Origin of the sequence: Nostoc parmelioides FACHB-3921 (genome assembly GCF_014696625.1) — a bacterium.
Classification (GTDB): Bacteria; Cyanobacteriota; Cyanobacteriia; order Cyanobacteriales; family Nostocaceae; genus Trichormus; species Trichormus parmelioides.
Genome location: NZ_JACJQL010000002.1, coordinates 112,949 through 131,489 on the forward strand (window position 1 = coordinate 112,949; position 18,541 = coordinate 131,489).

The 18,541-nt window shown below is 43.6% G+C and carries 14 protein-coding genes; 5 read left to right on the forward strand and 9 right to left on the reverse strand.

Going from position 1 to position 18,541, the window contains the following annotated elements; genetic code table 11:
* Window positions 1-35 precede the first annotated feature (35 nt).
* Both H6G14_RS02320 and H6G14_RS02325 read right to left on the reverse strand, forming a co-directional pair.
* Window positions 36-1,607, reverse strand: a complete 1,572-nt coding sequence (locus H6G14_RS02320; protein ID WP_190565547.1) for a M23 family metallopeptidase — start codon at window positions 1,605-1,607, stop codon at window positions 36-38.
* Window positions 1,608-1,690: 83 nt separating this feature from the next.
* Window positions 1,691-2,515, reverse strand: coding sequence for a biotin--[acetyl-CoA-carboxylase] ligase (locus H6G14_RS02325; RefSeq protein ID WP_190565548.1), 825 nt, complete (start codon window positions 2,513-2,515; stop codon window positions 1,691-1,693).
* Between the two features lie 72 nt (window positions 2,516-2,587).
* Between H6G14_RS02325 and pgeF the strand changes: the two genes are divergently transcribed.
* Window positions 2,588-3,367, forward strand: coding sequence for a peptidoglycan editing factor PgeF (gene pgeF, locus H6G14_RS02330; RefSeq protein WP_190565549.1), 780 nt, complete (start codon window positions 2,588-2,590; stop codon window positions 3,365-3,367).
* Between the two features lie 64 nt (window positions 3,368-3,431).
* Here the strand turns inward: pgeF and H6G14_RS02335 are convergent, their stop codons facing one another.
* The 3 genes from H6G14_RS02335 to ubiE all read right to left on the reverse strand — a co-directional run bounded on the left by H6G14_RS02335 (window position 3,432) and on the right by ubiE (window position 6,479).
* Window positions 3,432-4,328 (reverse strand): bile acid:sodium symporter family protein, encoded by an 897-nt coding sequence (locus H6G14_RS02335; protein ID WP_190565550.1) that lies wholly within the window; start codon window positions 4,326-4,328, stop codon window positions 3,432-3,434.
* 97 nt (window positions 4,329-4,425) lie between these two features.
* A complete protein-coding gene (locus H6G14_RS02340) occupies window positions 4,426-5,661 on the reverse strand; it encodes a DUF445 family protein (protein ID WP_190565551.1) in 1,236 nt (411 codons plus the stop codon).
* 128 nt (window positions 5,662-5,789) lie between these two features.
* Window positions 5,790-6,479: a bifunctional demethylmenaquinone methyltransferase/2-methoxy-6-polyprenyl-1,4-benzoquinol methylase UbiE gene (ubiE, locus tag H6G14_RS02345; RefSeq protein WP_190565552.1), complete on the reverse strand. Its 690-nt coding sequence runs from the start codon at window positions 6,477-6,479 to the stop codon at window positions 5,790-5,792.
* Window positions 6,480-6,571: 92 nt separating this feature from the next.
* On the opposite strand from ubiE, the gene H6G14_RS02350 reads away from it, so the two are divergent.
* On the forward strand, window positions 6,572-6,850 hold the full coding sequence (locus H6G14_RS02350) for a BrnT family toxin (protein WP_190565553.1): 279 nt from the start codon (window positions 6,572-6,574) through the stop codon (window positions 6,848-6,850).
* Window positions 6,813-7,091 carry a BrnA antitoxin family protein gene (locus H6G14_RS02355; protein ID WP_190565554.1) on the forward strand — a complete coding sequence of 93 codons (279 nt, stop codon included), beginning with the start codon at window positions 6,813-6,815 and terminating at the stop codon, window positions 7,089-7,091. Before H6G14_RS02350 ends, H6G14_RS02355 begins: the two co-directional genes overlap by 38 nt.
* Window positions 7,092-7,244: 153 nt before the next feature.
* On the opposite strand, the gene H6G14_RS02360 is transcribed toward H6G14_RS02355, so the two are convergent.
* Window positions 7,245-8,192, reverse strand: a complete 948-nt coding sequence (locus H6G14_RS02360; protein WP_190565555.1) for a response regulator — start codon at window positions 8,190-8,192, stop codon at window positions 7,245-7,247.
* A 320-nt stretch (window positions 8,193-8,512) separates the two neighbouring features.
* Here H6G14_RS02360 and H6G14_RS02365 point away from each other — a divergent pair, with 320 nt between their 5' ends.
* Both H6G14_RS02365 and H6G14_RS02370 read left to right on the forward strand, forming a co-directional pair.
* Window positions 8,513-9,598 carry a RuBisCO accumulation factor 1 gene (locus H6G14_RS02365; RefSeq protein ID WP_190565556.1) on the forward strand — a complete coding sequence of 362 codons (1,086 nt, stop codon included), beginning with the start codon at window positions 8,513-8,515 and terminating at the stop codon, window positions 9,596-9,598.
* Between the two features lie 158 nt (window positions 9,599-9,756).
* Window positions 9,757-12,186, forward strand: coding sequence for an ATP-dependent helicase (locus H6G14_RS02370; RefSeq protein WP_190565557.1), 2,430 nt, complete (start codon window positions 9,757-9,759; stop codon window positions 12,184-12,186).
* On the opposite strand, the gene H6G14_RS02375 is transcribed toward H6G14_RS02370, so the two are convergent.
* From H6G14_RS02375 to treZ, 3 genes are all read right to left on the reverse strand, one after another.
* Entirely contained in the window at window positions 12,181-13,668 is a 1,488-nt protein-coding gene (locus tag H6G14_RS02375; protein WP_190565558.1) for a trehalase family glycosidase, read from the reverse strand. The two genes, H6G14_RS02370 and H6G14_RS02375, sit on opposite strands and share 6 nt — an antisense overlap.
* Before the next feature lie 52 nt (window positions 13,669-13,720).
* Window positions 13,721-16,489 carry a malto-oligosyltrehalose synthase gene (treY, locus tag H6G14_RS02380; RefSeq protein ID WP_190565559.1) on the reverse strand — a complete coding sequence of 923 codons (2,769 nt, stop codon included), beginning with the start codon at window positions 16,487-16,489 and terminating at the stop codon, window positions 13,721-13,723.
* Between the two features lie 77 nt (window positions 16,490-16,566).
* Entirely contained in the window at window positions 16,567-18,387 is a 1,821-nt protein-coding gene (gene treZ / locus H6G14_RS02385; RefSeq protein ID WP_190565560.1) for a malto-oligosyltrehalose trehalohydrolase, read from the reverse strand.
* Window positions 18,388-18,541: the final 154 nt, after the last annotated feature.

Consider the following 18,541-nt stretch of genomic DNA (forward strand, 5'->3'; position numbering starts at 1 on the left):
TCAAGAAGTCGGGGATCTAAGCAACCCACTAATCCCTAATCCCGAATAGCTCGCGCTGTACGTGAATTGTTGAGCAATTGGCTGAGGGCAATCTGTAACTGTACACCAGGGTCAACAGCCACCCATCCGTTTTGTGTCAGGTGGCGCACTTCAAAGTGGAGGTGAGGCCCTGTGGAGTTACCCGTGCTACCGACTCGTCCAATTACAGTTCCTGGTTCTACCCATTGTCCTGGTTGGACTAGTAATTCTGACAAATGCCCGTATAGGGTTTGTTGAGCAGAACCATGATTGAGGATAACTGTTAAACCATAACCACCCACCCAATCAGAAGTCGCTACTTGACCTCTGGCGGCTGCTAAAACAGGCGTACCTGTAGGCGCACCTAAATCAGTGCCGGCGTGGAAGCGTTGATTACCCGTGATGGGGTGGACGCGCCAGCCGAACATAGAAGTGATGGGAGAAGCTACAGCCAAAGGATAAACCATGCCTGTACCACGATAGGCGATGGTATTGGCGTAAGGAATTTGTGGTAATACCGATGCCAAGGGGATGTCGTAAGCTACGGTGCTGACGCGAGGAGCAACGTTACCCTGTGCCATTGGTGGGGGTAGTGTGCCACCACTGGGAGCAATGGGAGTTGCGCTCACTGTTGTTGTGCTGACGAAATTGCTGGGGTTAGGAATAAAGCGATTGGGGCGATATGCGGTTTTGGTGGAACTACCAGCAGCGACCCCAGAATTGCCCCATCTAGCATTGTTGTTAGTAGCTAGGAGTCGCCGGGCTGGGGTTACAGTAGCTAACTGAGCATTTTGACTTCTTCTGAGCCAAGAGGGGGATGATTTGCCACTGGAATTGGCTACAGACTGTCTATCCGTAGGTTTAGCGCAGGCGTTGCCAATCCCTTGTCCTGAAGACAGCACAGTACGACAACCACTGGAGCGTTCTGTAATGATTACAGAATTTGGCGCTTGATAAGTACCCGCAGTTTTATCACTGTAATCGTTTGGGTCAATATAAGCGTTGTTAAAATCCCTGGTTTGCTCTGCCGTAACACCATTGTTAGCAGGTTTGGCAAAAGCTGGAAGGTTATCTCTAAGGGAAGGTGTGGGAGTTGCGATTTCTGGGTCTTTGATAGGGGTAACTCGTGGAGTTTCCGCTACCTTGGGCTTAACTTCTGGGTTCTTAGTGGGAGCAACGCGGGAAGTTTCTACTTGTGGTTGGGACTGTCTCACACTAAAAACAGGTTCAGTAGACTCAGGCTTGGGTTGAGACCGTCTGGTTTCAGCTACTTCTGGCTTGCGTAGTCTTTGCTTAAGAGAGGCTCGCCGTTGGGAAAATTTTGGCTGAGTTGGTGATGCTTCCGGTATGACAATATCTTTTTTTACAGTAACTGTGCCTGCTGTGGGCTGGGCATTTTCAATAGTAGGAACAATGTTATCTATGGATGTTTCCGTTTGGGCGACTACTAATCCACCACTCAGAAGACTAACGCTACTCAACAAACACAGACCTTGTGCTGGTAGGGTATAAGCTAGACGTTTTGTTGTCAAACCTTGTTGCTGTGGTTGGTGCAAATGGTTATGGGCAGAGTTATGGCGCTGCGTCATTTGTTCTCTCGTTTATGTTGAATTTTGCTAAACAGATGAAGACAGTGGTTTGTCTAGCCCAAAGAGCGATTTTTTAAACAAACCTAATATGTACCTAAAGACCTACGATAACCCAAACTAATTGTACCGGGTTCTAAATAAAGTTCTGGTGTTTTGATGTCAGTTACGCAATCTGTTTCTAAAGACACGCGTAAATCTCCCTGGGGCGTAACTCCCACCACAATACCGGAAAGATCCTTGATATGTACGCGATCGCCCATATTCACCAATAATTCTGAATAGCGAGACAAGAGTATGCTAATTCCTTCTTGGCAAAGGCACACCATACCGGACTCTATACCCAGTAAAACCTTACTGGTTAAGGTTTCTAGACAAGATATGGGTTTATGGATTTGGTCAGCCTGCCATGATTCTAAGTTAATTCCCGTCTCTGGTACTGCATTCGACCAGTTAATACCCACACCGACGACAGCTTGGGAAATCTGACCTTGGCTGACTTTTGTTTCTGTTAAAATTCCGCCTAATTTACGCCCCTCCAAAACTAAATCATTCGGCCATTTAATCCCCACATTCACCCCAGATTCCCTTAATTGACAGGCAATTCCCCAAGCAGTAGCTAAAGTTATTTGATAACTCGCATTTGCGTCTATCTTGGGAGTGAGTGCTACAGAAACATATAATCCCCCCGTTGGCGAAACCCACTGACGACCCCATTGTCCCCGTCCGGCTGTTTGTTGTGTGGCAATAACTACGGAACCTGTACTTGCACCTTGGTCGATTAATCCCCAGAGGGTTTTGTTAGTTGAGGCGACAGTAGAAAAAATATGCAGCGAAAATGGTAAATAGCCATACTTTCGCCCTGTTTCCAGCGCCGCTTCTAATTTTTGTTGATTAAATTCCCCAGCCATTCACCGAAATCCCGTTGATCAAGTTAGCATTAATTGGCTGATGAGTGATTTTCTGTTTAGGTTTGGTTCAAGATGCACACTTGGCACTGGCACAATTGGGAAGGACTACCTTACTTGAGTTGTAGTCTCTTAAAAGATTGGCAGCACGGCTTTTTTACACAGCAATTTTGGCCGCGATCGCCCCATGAATTAACAAAGGTGCTGCACCCAGAAGCATCAGCATATCGCTTGAAGCAGGTGCATGGCAATACTGTTCTCACCCCGCAAGAAGTTGACAATCAAACTGATGGCACTACGGATGATTCTGCTTTAGCCTCTGCCGATGGTTTGTTAAGTCACCAACCCCTACAAGCAATCTGGGTAGCCAGCGCCGACTGTACACCCGTGTTGATTGGAGACGTGAAAACTGGGCAAGTCGCCGCACTCCATGCCGGCTGGCGGGGTACAGCCCAGAAAATTGTCCCCCAAGCGATCGCCCGGATGCAAACACACGGCACTCAGTTAGCCGATTTACGCATTGCAATGGGGCCAGCCATCGCCGGTGAGGTTTACCAAGTTTCTGTCCATGTCGCCGCCGAAATTGGGGCTAGCGTCATATCACATGATGACGCTAACACAATCATCAACTCATTACACGAGCTACCCCACTCACCCTTACTAGCCGACCCAGAACCAGGAAGGGTGAGGGTTGATGTCAGACGAGTCAATGCTTTACAGCTAGAAAACTTAGGTATTAGCCCAGAGCAAATAGCGATCGCTCCTTATTGTACATACCAAACCCCGGAGCATTTCTTCTCTTATCGTCGTGAAAAACAGAAAAAAGTGCAGTGGTCAGGGATTGTTAGTCATTAGTCAACAGTCAACAGTCAACAGTCAACAGTCAACAGTTAACGGTCAACAGTAATTTGTTATGAATCTAAACTTTACCAACTAAATTATTACTAACAGAATTAGTCGCGGATAACTTTCTACCATAGTAAATGGCAGCGAAAGCCGTGAGATTCATAAACAAGCTATAAATAGCCGCAGGAATCGCCATGTCTTCGTTTTGTAGTAGTCCAGCCGTGATGGCGATCGCTAGTGTACCGTTTTGAATTCCCACTTCTATGGCGACACAAATTTGTTGAGGGATGTTGAGTTTAAAGAATTTACTCATATACCATCCCGAAAGCATAGCCAGGATATTCAAAATTACTACTCCCAGACCCACTTGTACAAGAAAGCCAGGGATACGGTTCCATTCACGAATTACCAGGATCAAAATAATTAAAGCCAAAAAAGCGATCGCCAAGCGATTAGTTACTTTTTCTAAGCGCAAGGCGGTTTCGGGAAAGATGCGCTTGATATACATTCCCAACCCAATCGGCACAATTGTAATTAAAAATATTTGTAGCATTGTGGAACCGATGGGTAAGGCGATCGCTGCCGTTTGTCCCAAAAAATGCTGGAGTGCTAAATTAGCAAATATAGGAATTGTAAATATTGTAACCATACTGCTGACAACAGTCAGGGTCACCGACAATGCCACATCACCTTGAGCGAGGTAGGTAATCATATTCGATGAAGGGCCGCCTGGACACAAAGACAAGATGACCAATCCCACAGCAATTTCTGGCTGCATCGGCACAACTTTAGCAACTAAAAAGCCCATGATTGGTAAAAGAATTAGCTGAGTTGCCGAACCAATCGAGACTGCTTTAGGATATTTAGTGATACGTTTAAAGTCTTCTATTTGCAAAGATAGCCCCATTCCCAGCATGATAATCGCTAGGGCTAAAGGCAAAATCACATTAGTAAACACATTTGCCTGCATAAACCTGAATTTTCACCTTATAACTGCAATATTTGAGATACATCAGCAGTTTACAATAGTTTGTAATCCAGGTATCTGGGAAAGAAGATAGGAATCTTTACTGTTGGCTAAAAATGAAAAATGCTGTTTGAAATAGTCCGACTATTAAGCCTAATATTCCACCTAAACTAACAATTGCCTGTAATTCGTTTTTAACAATTCCCTCAATTGCTGCTTCTAAATCAGCAGGTGAAGTTGATTTTACGCGATCAACAATTACCTGATCTATGGACAAAATAGGAATTACCTGGGCAACAATAGCCTCTAAATCTTTTTCTAAATATCGTTCTAAAATTAAAGCTAATTCTTGGCTGACGACTTCTAAAGAACTCAGAACCACTGGTGAATTACTCAGACGATTTAACAGCAATTCGGCGATATTTTCCCAGTTGATAGAATCTGTTAATCCTTGTAGTAAGTCGCTACCACTGGTTTGAACATATTGACGAACAGTTTCTCGTGTAGTTTTTCGCAGTTGTCTGACTGTGCCGATTGGTAAATTTTGCAATGTTAAATCCTGCAAAATCTTTCTGAAGCGATCGCGCATCTGCAAATCTTGAATTAATTCTGTTAAACGATTATTAGTTGCTTCTTTTTCGTCTAGACAAAAAGTACGTAACCTTGTCAGAGTGTTACGTAAACCAAACAGATTTGCTACTACCCAATAAGTACCACTGGTTTTTTCTCGGAAGCTTTCGTCAATAATTTGAATTGTGCGATCGGTTAAGAAATCTACAATCGCTTGCCGGATCACATCTGGCGGCAAAACAACTTCTAAAAACCAATCGGCTAGTCTGCTGGCTTGTTCTTCACTGAGTTGTAATTCCAGTAGAATCTGATCAAAAATCTGATTAATTTGCGCTTCTAAAAAATCTTCTCTTCTTGCCAACACCTTGAGTAAGCGAGGTAATGATTCCCCTATCAAATCCCGCAAAATACCCGCTACAATTTTGGCGCTTTTCTTATCTGTATCGGTTTTAATTTGATCTATGGCAAGTTGCAACAACCAGAGAATAGCACCTTGTACACGCTCGGTTTTCAATAAACGCCGTGCCAATTTTTGCAATTCATCGGGTGTCAGTAGTGACCCCATGATTGTATCGGAAATATTCTTTGCCAAACGTTCCTGGTTGCGAGGAATCAATCCGGGTGTGAATGGCACTCTTCGTCCCCCAAGATAAATTGCTCGGTAGGGACGAAATAGCATTTTGATAGCTATATCATTCGTGAAATAGCCAATAATTCCACCCAATATTGGGGGAGATACATACAGCCAAAGATGTGACCAATCCACTGTTTTTTGTTGGATTAGGAATGGGTATTGGGTATTGGGTAATAGATAGCGGGTACTGGGTAATAGTTTGTCTAACCATTAATTACCAATTCCCGTTTAGCAATCACCATTTACCAATTACCAATTACCTATTTACTAATTATCAATACTCCCATCATACCGTTCGCAATGGGGTAGTGTGTGGCTGAGGTAAAACCAACTTGACGGGCTATTTCTACTTGCTCTTTGCCAATGGGGAAGCGGTCTAAGCTGGGGCTGATATAAGCATATTCTTCTTTGACTCCCAAGCGATCGGCTAGTGGTACAACTATACTATCTAAGTACCACTGCTGAAAGGTGCGGAACTGTTGATTGTTGGGGCGATGAAAATCTAAAATGGCTGCTTTTGTATTGGGTTTGAGTACGCGGTGTAGTTCTTGCAGGCTACGGGGAATATCTGTGACATTTCTTAAACCGTAGCCCATTGTCGCCGCATCGAATTGATTATCCTCAAAAGGTAAATCCAAGACATTGGCTTCCACCCAAGAGATGTTAGGTTGGGGGTATTGTGATTGGGCGCGTTGTTTAGCAGTTTCTAGCAGGTTAGCAGAGAAATCCACACCATATACTTGGCCTGTTGAGCCTACACGCCGTGCTAGACGTAGGGCTAAATCCCCACTCCCGCAACATAAATCTAAGCAAGTATCTCCTGGTTTAGCCCCAGTCCATTTAATCGCCATTTCTTTCCAAATGCGATGCTGTCCTAGACTTAGCCAATCATTCAACTGGTCGTAGACGGGGGCAATGCGGTCAAAAATAGCACGAATTTCGTTTGTCATTAGTCAATGGTCATTAGTCCATAGTCATTAGTCAACAGTCAACCATAAGATGAGGTAGAATGCACAATAATTATGGCGTTATATAAACTTTCATGCGGTTTGAATGGGATGAAGCGAAAAATCTAGAAAATATTCGTAAACACGAAATTGATTTCGCTGATGTCCCGGAGATGTTTGAGAGTTCAATGTTCGTTGAGTTAGATGATCGTTTTGACTACGGTGAAGACCGTTGGTTAGGTATTGGTTTTCTCGGTAACGGGATAGCGGTTGTTGTGTGGACAGAACGACAAAATGAAGTAATTCGGATAATTTCAGCACGAAGGGCAAATCGGTATGAGCGACAAAGATTTGAACAATACCTCTCGTACTAACTGGGCTGCACTTGAGACAATGGAAGATGAAGGGATTGATTACTCTGACATCCCACCATTAACAGAAGATTTCTTTGAAAAAGCTACGTTAAGGATTCCTGCATCTCAAGCACAAAGACTAGTACAGATTGAGCCAGATATTTTGAAGTGGTTTAAAGCTCAAGATGGAGAATACAAAGCTTTAATCAATGCAGTTTTACGGCGTTATATAGAAAATGGTGGTGAAAAGTCAGCAGTATAACAATTCTGTTGGCAATTATTGACCGAAATAATTCGCAGTATCGCAATTGGTGAACGCGGTAGCACTCTGTAGGAAAGACTAACGCGGACGCAGTTCGCAGCTACTTGATAATTGCGAACTGCGAACTGTGAATTGGCTTGACTATATCAGGGACTATAGACTACAGCGACTACTAGCCAGGGCGATCGCTACCAATTGGGCTGATAGATGGATGAGTGTTAATTCATCTTCCCGTAGAGAGATTGGTTTTTGCCACTGGAGGGACAGTATACCTAACATCTCATTGCGGTAGGTAATGGGGATGACTACATGGGCTTGGATACCGTGATCTTGATATTGGCTGATGCCGGCTAATTTGGGGTCTTTGGCAATATTGGCAGCTAACTGAATTTGACCAGTAGCGATCGCTTCGTTGGTCAGTGGGTCTTGATTTAGCCAGTTGTTGACAGTGCCTTCCTGACTGTAAAAGCCTTGTATTGTGCTTAGAGTCTGGCCTTCTAACATTTGCAAAATACAAGCATTGACGGTAAAACTTTCAGCAAATGCCGTGGCAATGGGTGTCAGAATTGCTTCTAAACTATTTGAGGCTTGTGTCACCTGCACCAACACTGTTAACAGTGACATTTGGGCGTTAGCACGGCGCAATTCTTCCGTCCTTTGCTTGAGCAAATCATAGGTTTCTGCTGCCCTCTGGACAACTGCTTTCAGTTCGCCAGGATCCCAAGGCTTAGTAATATACTTGTAGACTTGCCCAGCATTAATCGCCTCTACCAAGTCTTCAATATCGGTAAAACCAGTCAGAATGATTCTCACTGTATCGGGGAACTGAGGCACAGTTTTACTCAAAAACTCAGTTCCTTTCATTTCTGGCATTCGCTGATCGGAGATAATAACCGCTACTTCTCCTTCTGCGGCCAATACTTCTAAGGCACTTAATCCGCTATCAGCTTTGAGGACATTAAAATCTCGGCGAAAAGTGCGATAAAGCAAGTCTAAATTATCTGGCTCATCGTCAACTACTAAAATTTTCAGTTTTTTTGCTCGTTCTAAAGTTGCCGATTGACGACGACCAGTCTGAATTTCGGTAACAGCATCAGCCATAAGTTACTACCTGTAAATATTTTTATATTGTTAGATTCCATACAAGCTTAGTAGATTATCCTTACCAAGCCTTGCGGGAATTTGCTGATATAGTTTTCCCTACTGTAATGAGTAATATTCATAACTCAAAAACATATTTGGCGGTAGAGTGTAGAGATAGTTAGCTGTTAAAGATTACAATAAGATTTACTGATGCAGTATAAAGTTAAGCTGATGAGCGTTTAAATTGTGTCTTATTCAAAATCTATAATCTCAGCACTGCTACCATTTCTTCTCTACGAAACGCTACAAAAACATTTTGTTGAATCTTGAATTGCAATATGACTGAATTACCACCCAATGCTCCTAATCCAGAGAACACTAGCAATGAATTGGCACAAGAATTGTTACGAAAGTTAAGACAAAAACAAGGTAATTGGGTGGAATGGGGTCAGGCGATCGCCTCTCTACAAAAATCTGGTTACAATCCTCAAGATATTTTTGAGGCAACTGGATTTGAACCAGTACAACAAAATCAGGTAATTGTTGGTTCTCAAGTTTATAATTCTTTAGAAAAAGCAGGAGCATCAGCAGCCACTTTAGCCCACTATGCTACACGGGGAAGTGATGTTTTATATGAGTTACGTTTGCTGACCCATGAAGAACGAGCGGCGGCGGGTGACTTGACTTTTACTCATAAAGTCGATGCAGATGAAGCGCGGGAAGTAGCCAAAGCGATTAAAGATTTCTCTCGTTTCCGCATCTTACCCGAAGGATTCTCTAACCATCCTGGGGATGCAGTTGCCTATCAAGCTTGGAAATTAGCACGGCAATACTCAGATTTGCAAGAGCGATCGCGTCTCATTGCCAAAGGGTTACGTTTTGCTCACAGCGAAACAGCTAGGAAACAAATCGAACAATTACTAGTAGATTTTACTGTTGTTTCTAAGCGTCCGGCTCCCATTCCGCCCTTTTTCCGCTTCGATACAGAAGATGAGTTACCCCGGATTGTTCCTGTCGTGGGTGAGTTACCTTTAAAAGCCCAAGAACTTAAAGCTGTTCCCTTCGTGGCAGAAATTGAGCCATTTCGCTTAGTGAAATTTTCTGGTGAACAAGCTTGGGTAGCTTTACCTGGTTGGCAAGTTTTGTTAGCAGCAGAAGACCCAGTAACAATTTTAGCTACGAGCGATCGCTTTCCTAAACAGAATCAAACTGAGCCTGGGCCTGTATTAGTGGTGGTAGATCGTTCTCAACGGGAATGGAATGATTTTAGTTATTTTGTCGTAGATCACGATGGCGAGTTAGATTTTCAGTGGTTTGAAACCGAACCAGAGTTTCCCATATTGGGAAAAGTGATTATTCTAGTTCGTCCGCGAAAAATTTTGGATGAAAATGTAACTAAGGACTCGTGGCAAATTGACGAATAATTTAAGTGCTGTAAAGCGAGTGTAGCAGCGCTAGCAACAGTAGCAGGGCGTTGAGCAATGTTCTGAGTAATTATTTCTTAATTTTGAGTTTTGTTGGCGTAAGCCTTCTCTACGAGACGCTACGCGATGCTGTAGGCTATTTTAAATTTTGAATTGATATGTCAGACACTAATGTTACTGCCACTGTATCAGTATCCCAACCGTCATTCGTTGCGCTTTTGCAGGAGAGAATTGCTCTAATTCGCAGTACTCTGCGCCCAGGACAACAACAAATGGCTGACTGGAAATCGGGGCCTTTGGCGGTATCGGCTGTACCTGGTGCTGGTAAATCTACGGGGATGGCGGCGGCGGCGGCGATCGCTATTGCTCGTCAGTATCAGCAGGCGGCGGAGTCGCGCACATCTTCTCGTCGTCAGTTGGTGGTAGTTACTTTTACTCGCTCGGCGGCTGCCAATATAAAAGCAAAAATTCGTCACTATCTAAAGCAATTATCCTTACCGCAAACTGGTTTTGCTGTTTATACTCTGCACGGTTTGGCGTTGAATATTGCCAGTCGTCATCCTGATTTGTCGGGGTTAGAGTTAGAAAATGTCACCCTCATTACCCCTAACCAAAGCCATCGTTTTATTCGTACCGCAGTTGAGCAATGGATTAATAATCATCCCCGGCTTTATTTGCGGTTATTGGAAGGACAGCAATTTGATGGTGAAGAAACAGAAAGGTTACGTCGCCAGTCAGTATTGCGGACGGAAATTTTACCAGATTTGGCAACTACCGTGATTCATGAAGCCAAAAGTTCTGGTATATCACCAGAGCAACTACGGCAATGGAGTCAAGAAACTACAGACGCTTACGAGATTTTAACAATAGCGGCGGGTTTATACGAACAGTATCAAAACCTGATGCGATCGCGCGACTTCATCGACTACGACGACATGATTTTAGCCGCCCTACGCGTCCTCGAAAACGACAGCGCCCGACGCATTGAGCAAAACCAAGTTTTCGCCGTCTTTGAAGACGAAGCCCAAGATTCTAGCCCCTTGCAAACACAGTTATTAGAGATTTTGGCAAGTGATCTAGCAGCTAGTCAACAGTCAATAGTCAATAGTCAACAGTCAATAGTCAATAGTCAACAGTCAATAGTCAATAGTCAACAATCAACAGTCAACAGTCAACAGTCAACAGTCAACTTAATCCGCGTCGGCGACCCCAACCAAGCAATTAACTCTACTTTTACCCCGGCTGATCCAATTTATTTTCGGGAATTTTGTCAAGAATGCGATCGCTCTCTTAGACTAGCGACAATGGATCAAGCTGGTCGTAGTACTGCCATGATTATTGCAGCAGCTAACTTTGCGCTGGAATGGGTAAATAGTGCTTACGTTGCCAAAAATCAAAAGTCTCCCCATGTTCCTTTGTCCACGCCCTTTAGTCTGCAAACAATACGTCCTGTCCATCAAACTGATGTTAACCCAGCACCAGTAGGTAGGGGATTAGAATTACACACACCCCGTGATATTTATCACACTGTCGAATTGCTATCTCAAAGGGTGGTTGAGTTATTAACCGAAGATATGGGCAAGAGTGCGGCGGTGTTAGTGCGGGAGAATCGCCAAGGACGTTGGTTGGCAGAGGCGTTAGAACCTAAGTGTAAAGAGCATAATATTACACTATTTGATGTGGGAGAAAGCGATCGCCGTTCTCATGTTCCTCAAGAAATTTTAGCGTTATTGCAATTTTGCGATCGCCCCCATTCCCCCGATTATCTCAAAGCAGCCTTAGAAGCATTGGTAAAGCGCCAATTAATTCCGACTCAAGACCTCAACGCCTTGGCTAGTCTACCAGAAGAATTTTTGTATCCCGGCCCCTTAGCTGCACCCCAGTCAGAAGTAGTCCAAAAAGCTGCTCATCTTTGTCGTAGCTTACTGCGCGCACGTTTGGAATTGCCTTTATATCAGATTATTTCTTTCCTCGCCCTGACCTTAAATTATGACCAAGCGGAACTGGCGACTGCTGATAAACTTTCGGAACGGGTAAACAAGCAAATAGCTGGTAACAACTCAATGGGGGCTATGCTTTCCGCCTTAAGTGAAATCGTCAATTCCGAACGTTTTGAACCAGTGGAAACCGATGATTCGGAAGCCCGTTACACCCGCAATGGTCAATTGACGATTATCACCATGCACAAAGCCAAGGGGCTGGACTGGAACTATGTTTTTATCCCCTTCCTCCACGAAAACTTAATTCCTGGTAGATTTTGGGTTCCGCCCCAAAGCCAGTTTTTGGGTGACTTTACTTTATCAGAAGTTGCCCGCGCCCAGATTCGCGCTGCGCTTCATGGTGAAACTGGGATACCGGAAGTAACGTCAGCTTGGGAACAAGCAAAACACCTGAAAACGGCTGAAGAATATCGTTTACTATATGTGGCGATGACGAGGGCAAAGCAATTATTGTGGATGTCTGCGGCACAAAAAGCCCCCTTTACTTGGAGTAAACCAGAGAATTTACAAGAACAAGCCCCGTGTCCAGTTTTTTCCGCGTTAAAGCGCCAGTTTCCTGAATTTGTAATTCACACTCAGCCCTCATGAATCGTCAAGTTTAGCCAATAGTTCTAAAATGACTCCGTTCGTCCAACCAAAACCTATCTCGTTAGAACTATAGCCAAAGCAAATTTCGTCGGAAACTTGAGCAGAACAGCGCTCTACATCGTATTTTTCTACAAAAAAGCCATATTTCGTAAATTCTTGAATCGCCATAGTTAGGAACTTGTGAGCAATATCATCACCCTCAGCGCGATATCCGTAACGATAAAGTCCTTGGACTGCAATTAAGGTGAGTGGGGCCCAGCCAAAAGGTGCGTCCCATTGGTTCCCCGTCACGTGTGTGCTGGTGAAGATTCCTCCTGGGGCTGTAAATAAAGAAAGATTTTCTACAATGCGTTGGGCTTGTTCTGGGGAGGATAATCCTGTCCACAGGGGATAGAAGGTGGTGGCAAATTCATAATGACGGCGTTTGCCACTGTAGAAGTGATAGTCTAAATAAATTCCTTTTTCTTCATCCCACAGGTATTGATTGATACGCTCACGGCGGATATTAGCGCGATCGCTCCATTGTTCTGCAAGTTCTGGATTATCTAAAATCTTGTGAATTTGCGTCAAGTCTTGCTCCATTTGATAAAGCAGGCTGTTCAGACAGACAGGCGCATAATGGACGATATCAACGCTGAAGGGGCCAAAGCGGTTGGTGATATCAAAACCAGACTCGCGCATGGAGCGATCGCCTTTGTAAAATAAGTCTGTGAGTTCGTCTTTTTCTGAGTCATAAAACAAACTCACATCATAGTCATCAATCTCAAATGTTTTGTAATATTCCTTGACGCGTTCGTAGTGGCTGCGTCCGGCTTCATCTAGCTCGGAAAATAATACTTCTGGTGCTGGGCCTTCGCCTAAAGCGTAGTATCGAGATAAGCCTGTGGCTGAGTTTAGATGCGGTGGTACTACCCAGTAGTAATAAAACTGTTCCAGCAATGGCAGGGTTGATTTCAGCCATGCTTGGTCTTGGGTGTGTTGGAATAACGCCAAGACCATCATACTCAGGACGGGGGGTTGCGATCGCGTCAGCATATAAGTACGGTTGGCGTTGAGGATTGTACCGTAATGCTGGACTTGGTAAAGTAGCTGATCAACTTGACTTTGAGCTAGTTCCCATTCTTCATCTTGCAACAGTCCAAGCAAAATAAAATAGCTATCCCAACCATACATTTCATTAAAACGACCGCCAGGGACGACGTAAGGGCCTGGGAGATATAACAATCCGTGTTCTTGGATGGCTTCAACTTCGCTGGGTAAGGTGCGAATTTCTATTTGCTGCATCTCTTTTGTCGAAAGCGATCGCTCTAATACGGACTTGACTGTATTACAGTCTTCTTGGGGGGAGATGTAGATAATCCAAGGGGTGTTGGGTTGGTGTTCTAGTTTGGTGTCTTGGGCGGATTCTAGTAAATGTTGATGGGAGCGGGTGAGGGTTTTCCAGGTTTGTTTGATGTAGGTTCTGACGGTGTGTTTGGTCATGGGTTTTTTCTCACGCAGAGGCGCGAAGGCGCAAAGAAAAGAGGAAAAAGAGTTATTCGGCGATTAACAGGGCTACGGGGAAGTGGTTTAGGGCTTGGGCGATGGGTAGGGTGTCTTCGGTTTGTAGGGTTTGGTGGGTGAGGGGGTTGTACCAGGTTTGGGGGGGGAGTTTTAGGTGAGTATCTTGCCAGATTTCGCCTAGTGGGGGTTTTCCTGGGGGGGTGAGGGTAGTGAGGAAGCGGGGGGCGATGGCGATCGCTGTTTGCTCACCTTTTTGTCTGGCAAATGCGATGATATGGTTGGCGTGGGTTCCGTGAACTTCTAACGGGAGATATTCGCCGTCTTGGAATAATGCAAGGTATTGTGTTCTGGCTTTGAGGGCTTGGAGTGTTAAAAATAGTTTGATTCTACCGTCGGTTTTTTGATGGAGTAGTTCGGAAATTAAGCCGAGAATATCGGTTTTGCTTTGCTCTTGGATGGTGTTTAAATATCCACGGCGTGATTCAAAATCTACGGGGCGACGGTTGTCGGGGTCAACTAAGCTTAAGTCCCAGAGTTCTGTTCCTTGGTAGAAGTCGGGTACACCAGGAGCAGCAATTTTCAAGAGAGTTTGGGAAAGAGAATTAAATATGCCATATTCGGCTATTTTTTCTTGAAAGGGGCGAAAAGTTTGTAAAAATTGCCGTGATAAGTTTGGGTCAAGTACTTTCTGAATAAAAGAGGTACAAGCTTCTTCGTACTCATTATCGGGACGCAACCATGCAGTATGTACTTTTGCTTCCCGAATGGCTTTAATCATGTAGTCTTGCACTCTCTGGACAAAAGACCCTTGTTCGTGTTCTGCAAAGGGAAACGCACCTACCAGAGTTTGATAGAGAAAATATTCGTCATTGCGATCGGGTTGGTTATTGCTACGATGTATCTGATTAAGTTGGCTCCATTGATTTACCTGTTCTTCCCACTCCTGGGGAATCTCCGACAACACATTTAACCTTGCTCTCACATCTTCACCGCGCTTTGTGTCATGGGTGGCTGTGGCGTTCATGGTGTGAGGCCAGTTAGCTTGGTGTTGTTGGTTAAAGTGATGGAATTTATCGACAGTAATACCGAAATGGCTGGGATTTCCGCCTACTTCATTCAAGGAAAGCAGACGGTTGTAGACATATAAGGTAGTATCTTCTACACCTTTAGCCATGAGAGGCCCACTGTATTGCTGCATCCGCAAAACAAAATATATCCACTGTTCCCGTTCTGTTTGGTTAAGAGAATCATCGAACTCCAGCAGCATGACTTTTTCTATAAATTTCATCTCATGCTGCAATAGAGGTACTTGTTTTTTCGCAGCCTCGATGACTCCTTGAATGCAGGCTTTATCGCTATCTCCAATCCCATCGGGGGTGATATAAGTGCGGTAAATGGGGAATAGGGTCAGAACTGTGGCGATCGCTCTTTTCAACCCATTCAATGTAAAATCGTTCCCATAGCGGTATTTGCTGGCAATATTTTTCAGTAAACTTGCCAAGTTATCCACGTCACCCGCTAAATTCTTTTCTAAAATCAGGTGTTTTTTCTCATTTACAAGGGATGGGTAATCTACAGGTTTCCCAATAAATTTATGGTAAATATTGTCAAACGATGATTCATTTGCTGATTGGCAAAAGACACCATTAATATAATTCAGAAAATCATATCCAGACGTACCTTGAATATCCCAATTTTCTGGTAAATCTTCAGTTAATTCTAAAATCTTCTCAACCGTAACATAAACATCCCCCATCTTTTCTCGCAGACGTTCTAAATACTGCGTCGGTTGATAAAGTCCGTCAATGTGGTCAATTCTTAATCCAGTAAATATGCCCTGTTCTACTAATTGGTGAATTAAATTATGGGTATTGTTAAACACGCGCATTTCTTCTACTTTCACGGAAATCAATTCGTTAACAGTAAAGAAGCGGCGATAGTTCATTTCTTCCGCCCCAACTTTCCAGAAAGCGAGGCGATAGAATTGGTCGTTGAGCAAATCATCTAACAAATTAAAACTTTCAGAATTACCTGGATTACCATTAAATATTTGAATATTTTCCTCAATGAATGCGTGGATATCATCATTACTGGTGTAGAGTTCCCAAATCAAACCTTTGATAAAAGCGATTTGGTCTTGTCGCTGTTTCCCTGCAACTTCCGAGGGAACACTTTTCAGAATGTAGAGAATGCCTAAAAGTTTAATAAAATCAGGGTGATTCCGTCCCAGTGTACGTGTAAGTTTGCCTAAATTTTGGGTAATAAACTTAGTGTAAGATTCTAACCGCAATGGCAACTTTAAGCTGTAATAGTTAACAGTTAAACCATTTTGCTCATATTGTAGTTGAATATCACCTTTTTCTAGAGACTCACCATAGAAATCGCCTAATAAAGGAGCTAAGATGCGCTCCTGACTATTAGCAAATGGAGAGTTCCAACACACATCAAAGTAGTCGGTATAACTCGAATCTGGGCCATGTTCCAGCACATCCATTAAATATGGATTTTCGCTACTATAAGCCATGTGGTTCGGGACAATATCTTGCAACCAACCCAGACCCAGAGACTGTAATTTAGCCACCAACGCCTCAAAAGCCTCAGTAGTTCCTAATTGGGGATTAAGTTGTGACGCATCCACCACATCATAACCATGTGTACTACCAGTTCTAGCCTTAAAAATCGGCGAAGCATAAAAATCAGAAATACCTAAATCAGCCAGGTAAGATGCGATCGCTCTAGCATCATCAAACCCAAACTCTGGTGTAAACTGAATACGATAAGTAGCTTTAGGAATTCGCATAAATTTTAACTCTTAATTTAATAAACCCAAAAAACACTCCGCGCTTACCTATGTGTTCCTCCGCTTTAAAAAACCTCCTAAACCTCATACAAAACCAAACTTGTAGGCTGTAAAACAACCTCCTCCCCCACAGACAACATCTCAACCCCTCCACAACCAGAAGAATCTAACAACTTGCGCGCACTCTGCTGAATTGGTAAAACCAGCGACACCAAAGACGTATTAAAATTCATCGCCAATATCACTTCCCCAGACTCACACCAACGCCACACCACAACTATTTGCTTATCTTCATCACTAGTTGCTGCGATACTGTCGCGGTCATAATTCTGCAATGCGGGATGAGTTTTGCGTAAATGAATTAACTGACGATACCAATCCCATAAAACCTTGTGCTGACCTTGATTCCGTAATTCCCAGTTGAGTTTACAACGTAGGAAAGTTTCCGCCGATTCGGGGTCTGGTGGGTCTTCCGCATAATGGAACGCTTCAAACTCTTCCTTGCGTCCAGCACGTACAGCTTGAATCAAATCCGGGTCAGAATGACTCACAAAATATATAAAAGGTGCAGTTTCGCCATATTCTTCACCCATAAATAACAACGGTAAATAAGGCGATAGCAACACAGCACCAGCCGCTAACTTCAAACCCGCAAAGGAAATCCGCTCAGATAAGCGTTCCCCCTTCATTTGATTACCTATTTGGTCATGATTTTGGATACATACCGAAAACTGAGATAATGGGCGATCGCGGCATGATATACCATGAAAACGTTTACGGTGTGGTGCATACCGCCAATCATAGACAAAAGTATCTGCGTAAGCTTTAGCTAAATCCGCACACTTACCGAAGTCTTGATAATAACCTTGGCGATCGCCTGTTAACAATGCGTGTAATGCGTGGTGAAAGTCATCACTCCACTGTGCATCAAGTCCATAACCACCCGATTCTACCGGACGAATGATTTGGGGATTATTCAAGTCACTTTCAGCAATTAAATAGCGTTTCCATGTTCCCCCTTGGGAGAAGTTATGTACAACCTCCGCCAATTCCCGCAAGAAATGCTTTGCACCCAAATCATAGATTGCTTGAATCGCATCCAACCGCAACCCATCTATGTGGAACTCCCCCAACCAATACAGCGCATTTTCAATAAAATAATTCCGCACACCTTGACTATAGGCATCATCGAAATTCATCGCATTGCCCCAAGGTGTCTTATATGTTCTAGTAAAATAGGGCGCAAATTGTCCCATGTAATTACCTTCTGGGCCAAAGTGGTTATAAACCACATCCAGCACTACAGCAATACCATTTTCGTGACAAGCATTGACAAATTGCTTTAAATCTGAAGGACTCCCGTAGGAATTTTGCACAGCAAACGGATAAACGCCGTCATAACCCCAGTTACGGTATGCTAAATCAGGCTCAATATGATCGTCACCCGGAAATTGAGCGATCGGCATAAGTTCAATCGCGTTAATACCCAATTCCCTTAGTTCTGGTAAACGAGGAATGATAGCTGTAAAAGTTCCTTCCGGCGTGAATGTCCCTACATGAAGTTCATAGAAAATCATCGATTCTAAGGGAACACCAGACCAAGTTTCATCTGTCCATTCAAACTGATGTTCGACCACCTGAGAAGCTCCGTGAACTCCTTCTGGTTGATATTGGGAAGCTGGGTCAGCAAAGGCTTCTTGGTCATTTAATTGATATCGATAAAGCGTACCCGGATACACATCATTTACTTTTATCTGCCAATATCCTTCCCCTTGAGGTTTAAGCGGAATTAATTGCTGTTCTGGTTTTAAGATTTGCACTGCAACGCTGTTTAATGTTGGAGACCAAACTGTAAATTCACACTCTCCATTACCCAAGTAGTGAGCGCCAATTTTCATGCAGTATCCTCCCCTTAAATAACGTGTTGTGAAAAATATCACCAAAAACAAATGTCATCGATTACACACTTTTCAGTCATGCACCAGATAGAATCATGATTTGTCACTGAGCCAATTGACTAGAACCGAAAGGAATATTTATTGTTAGCTAAAA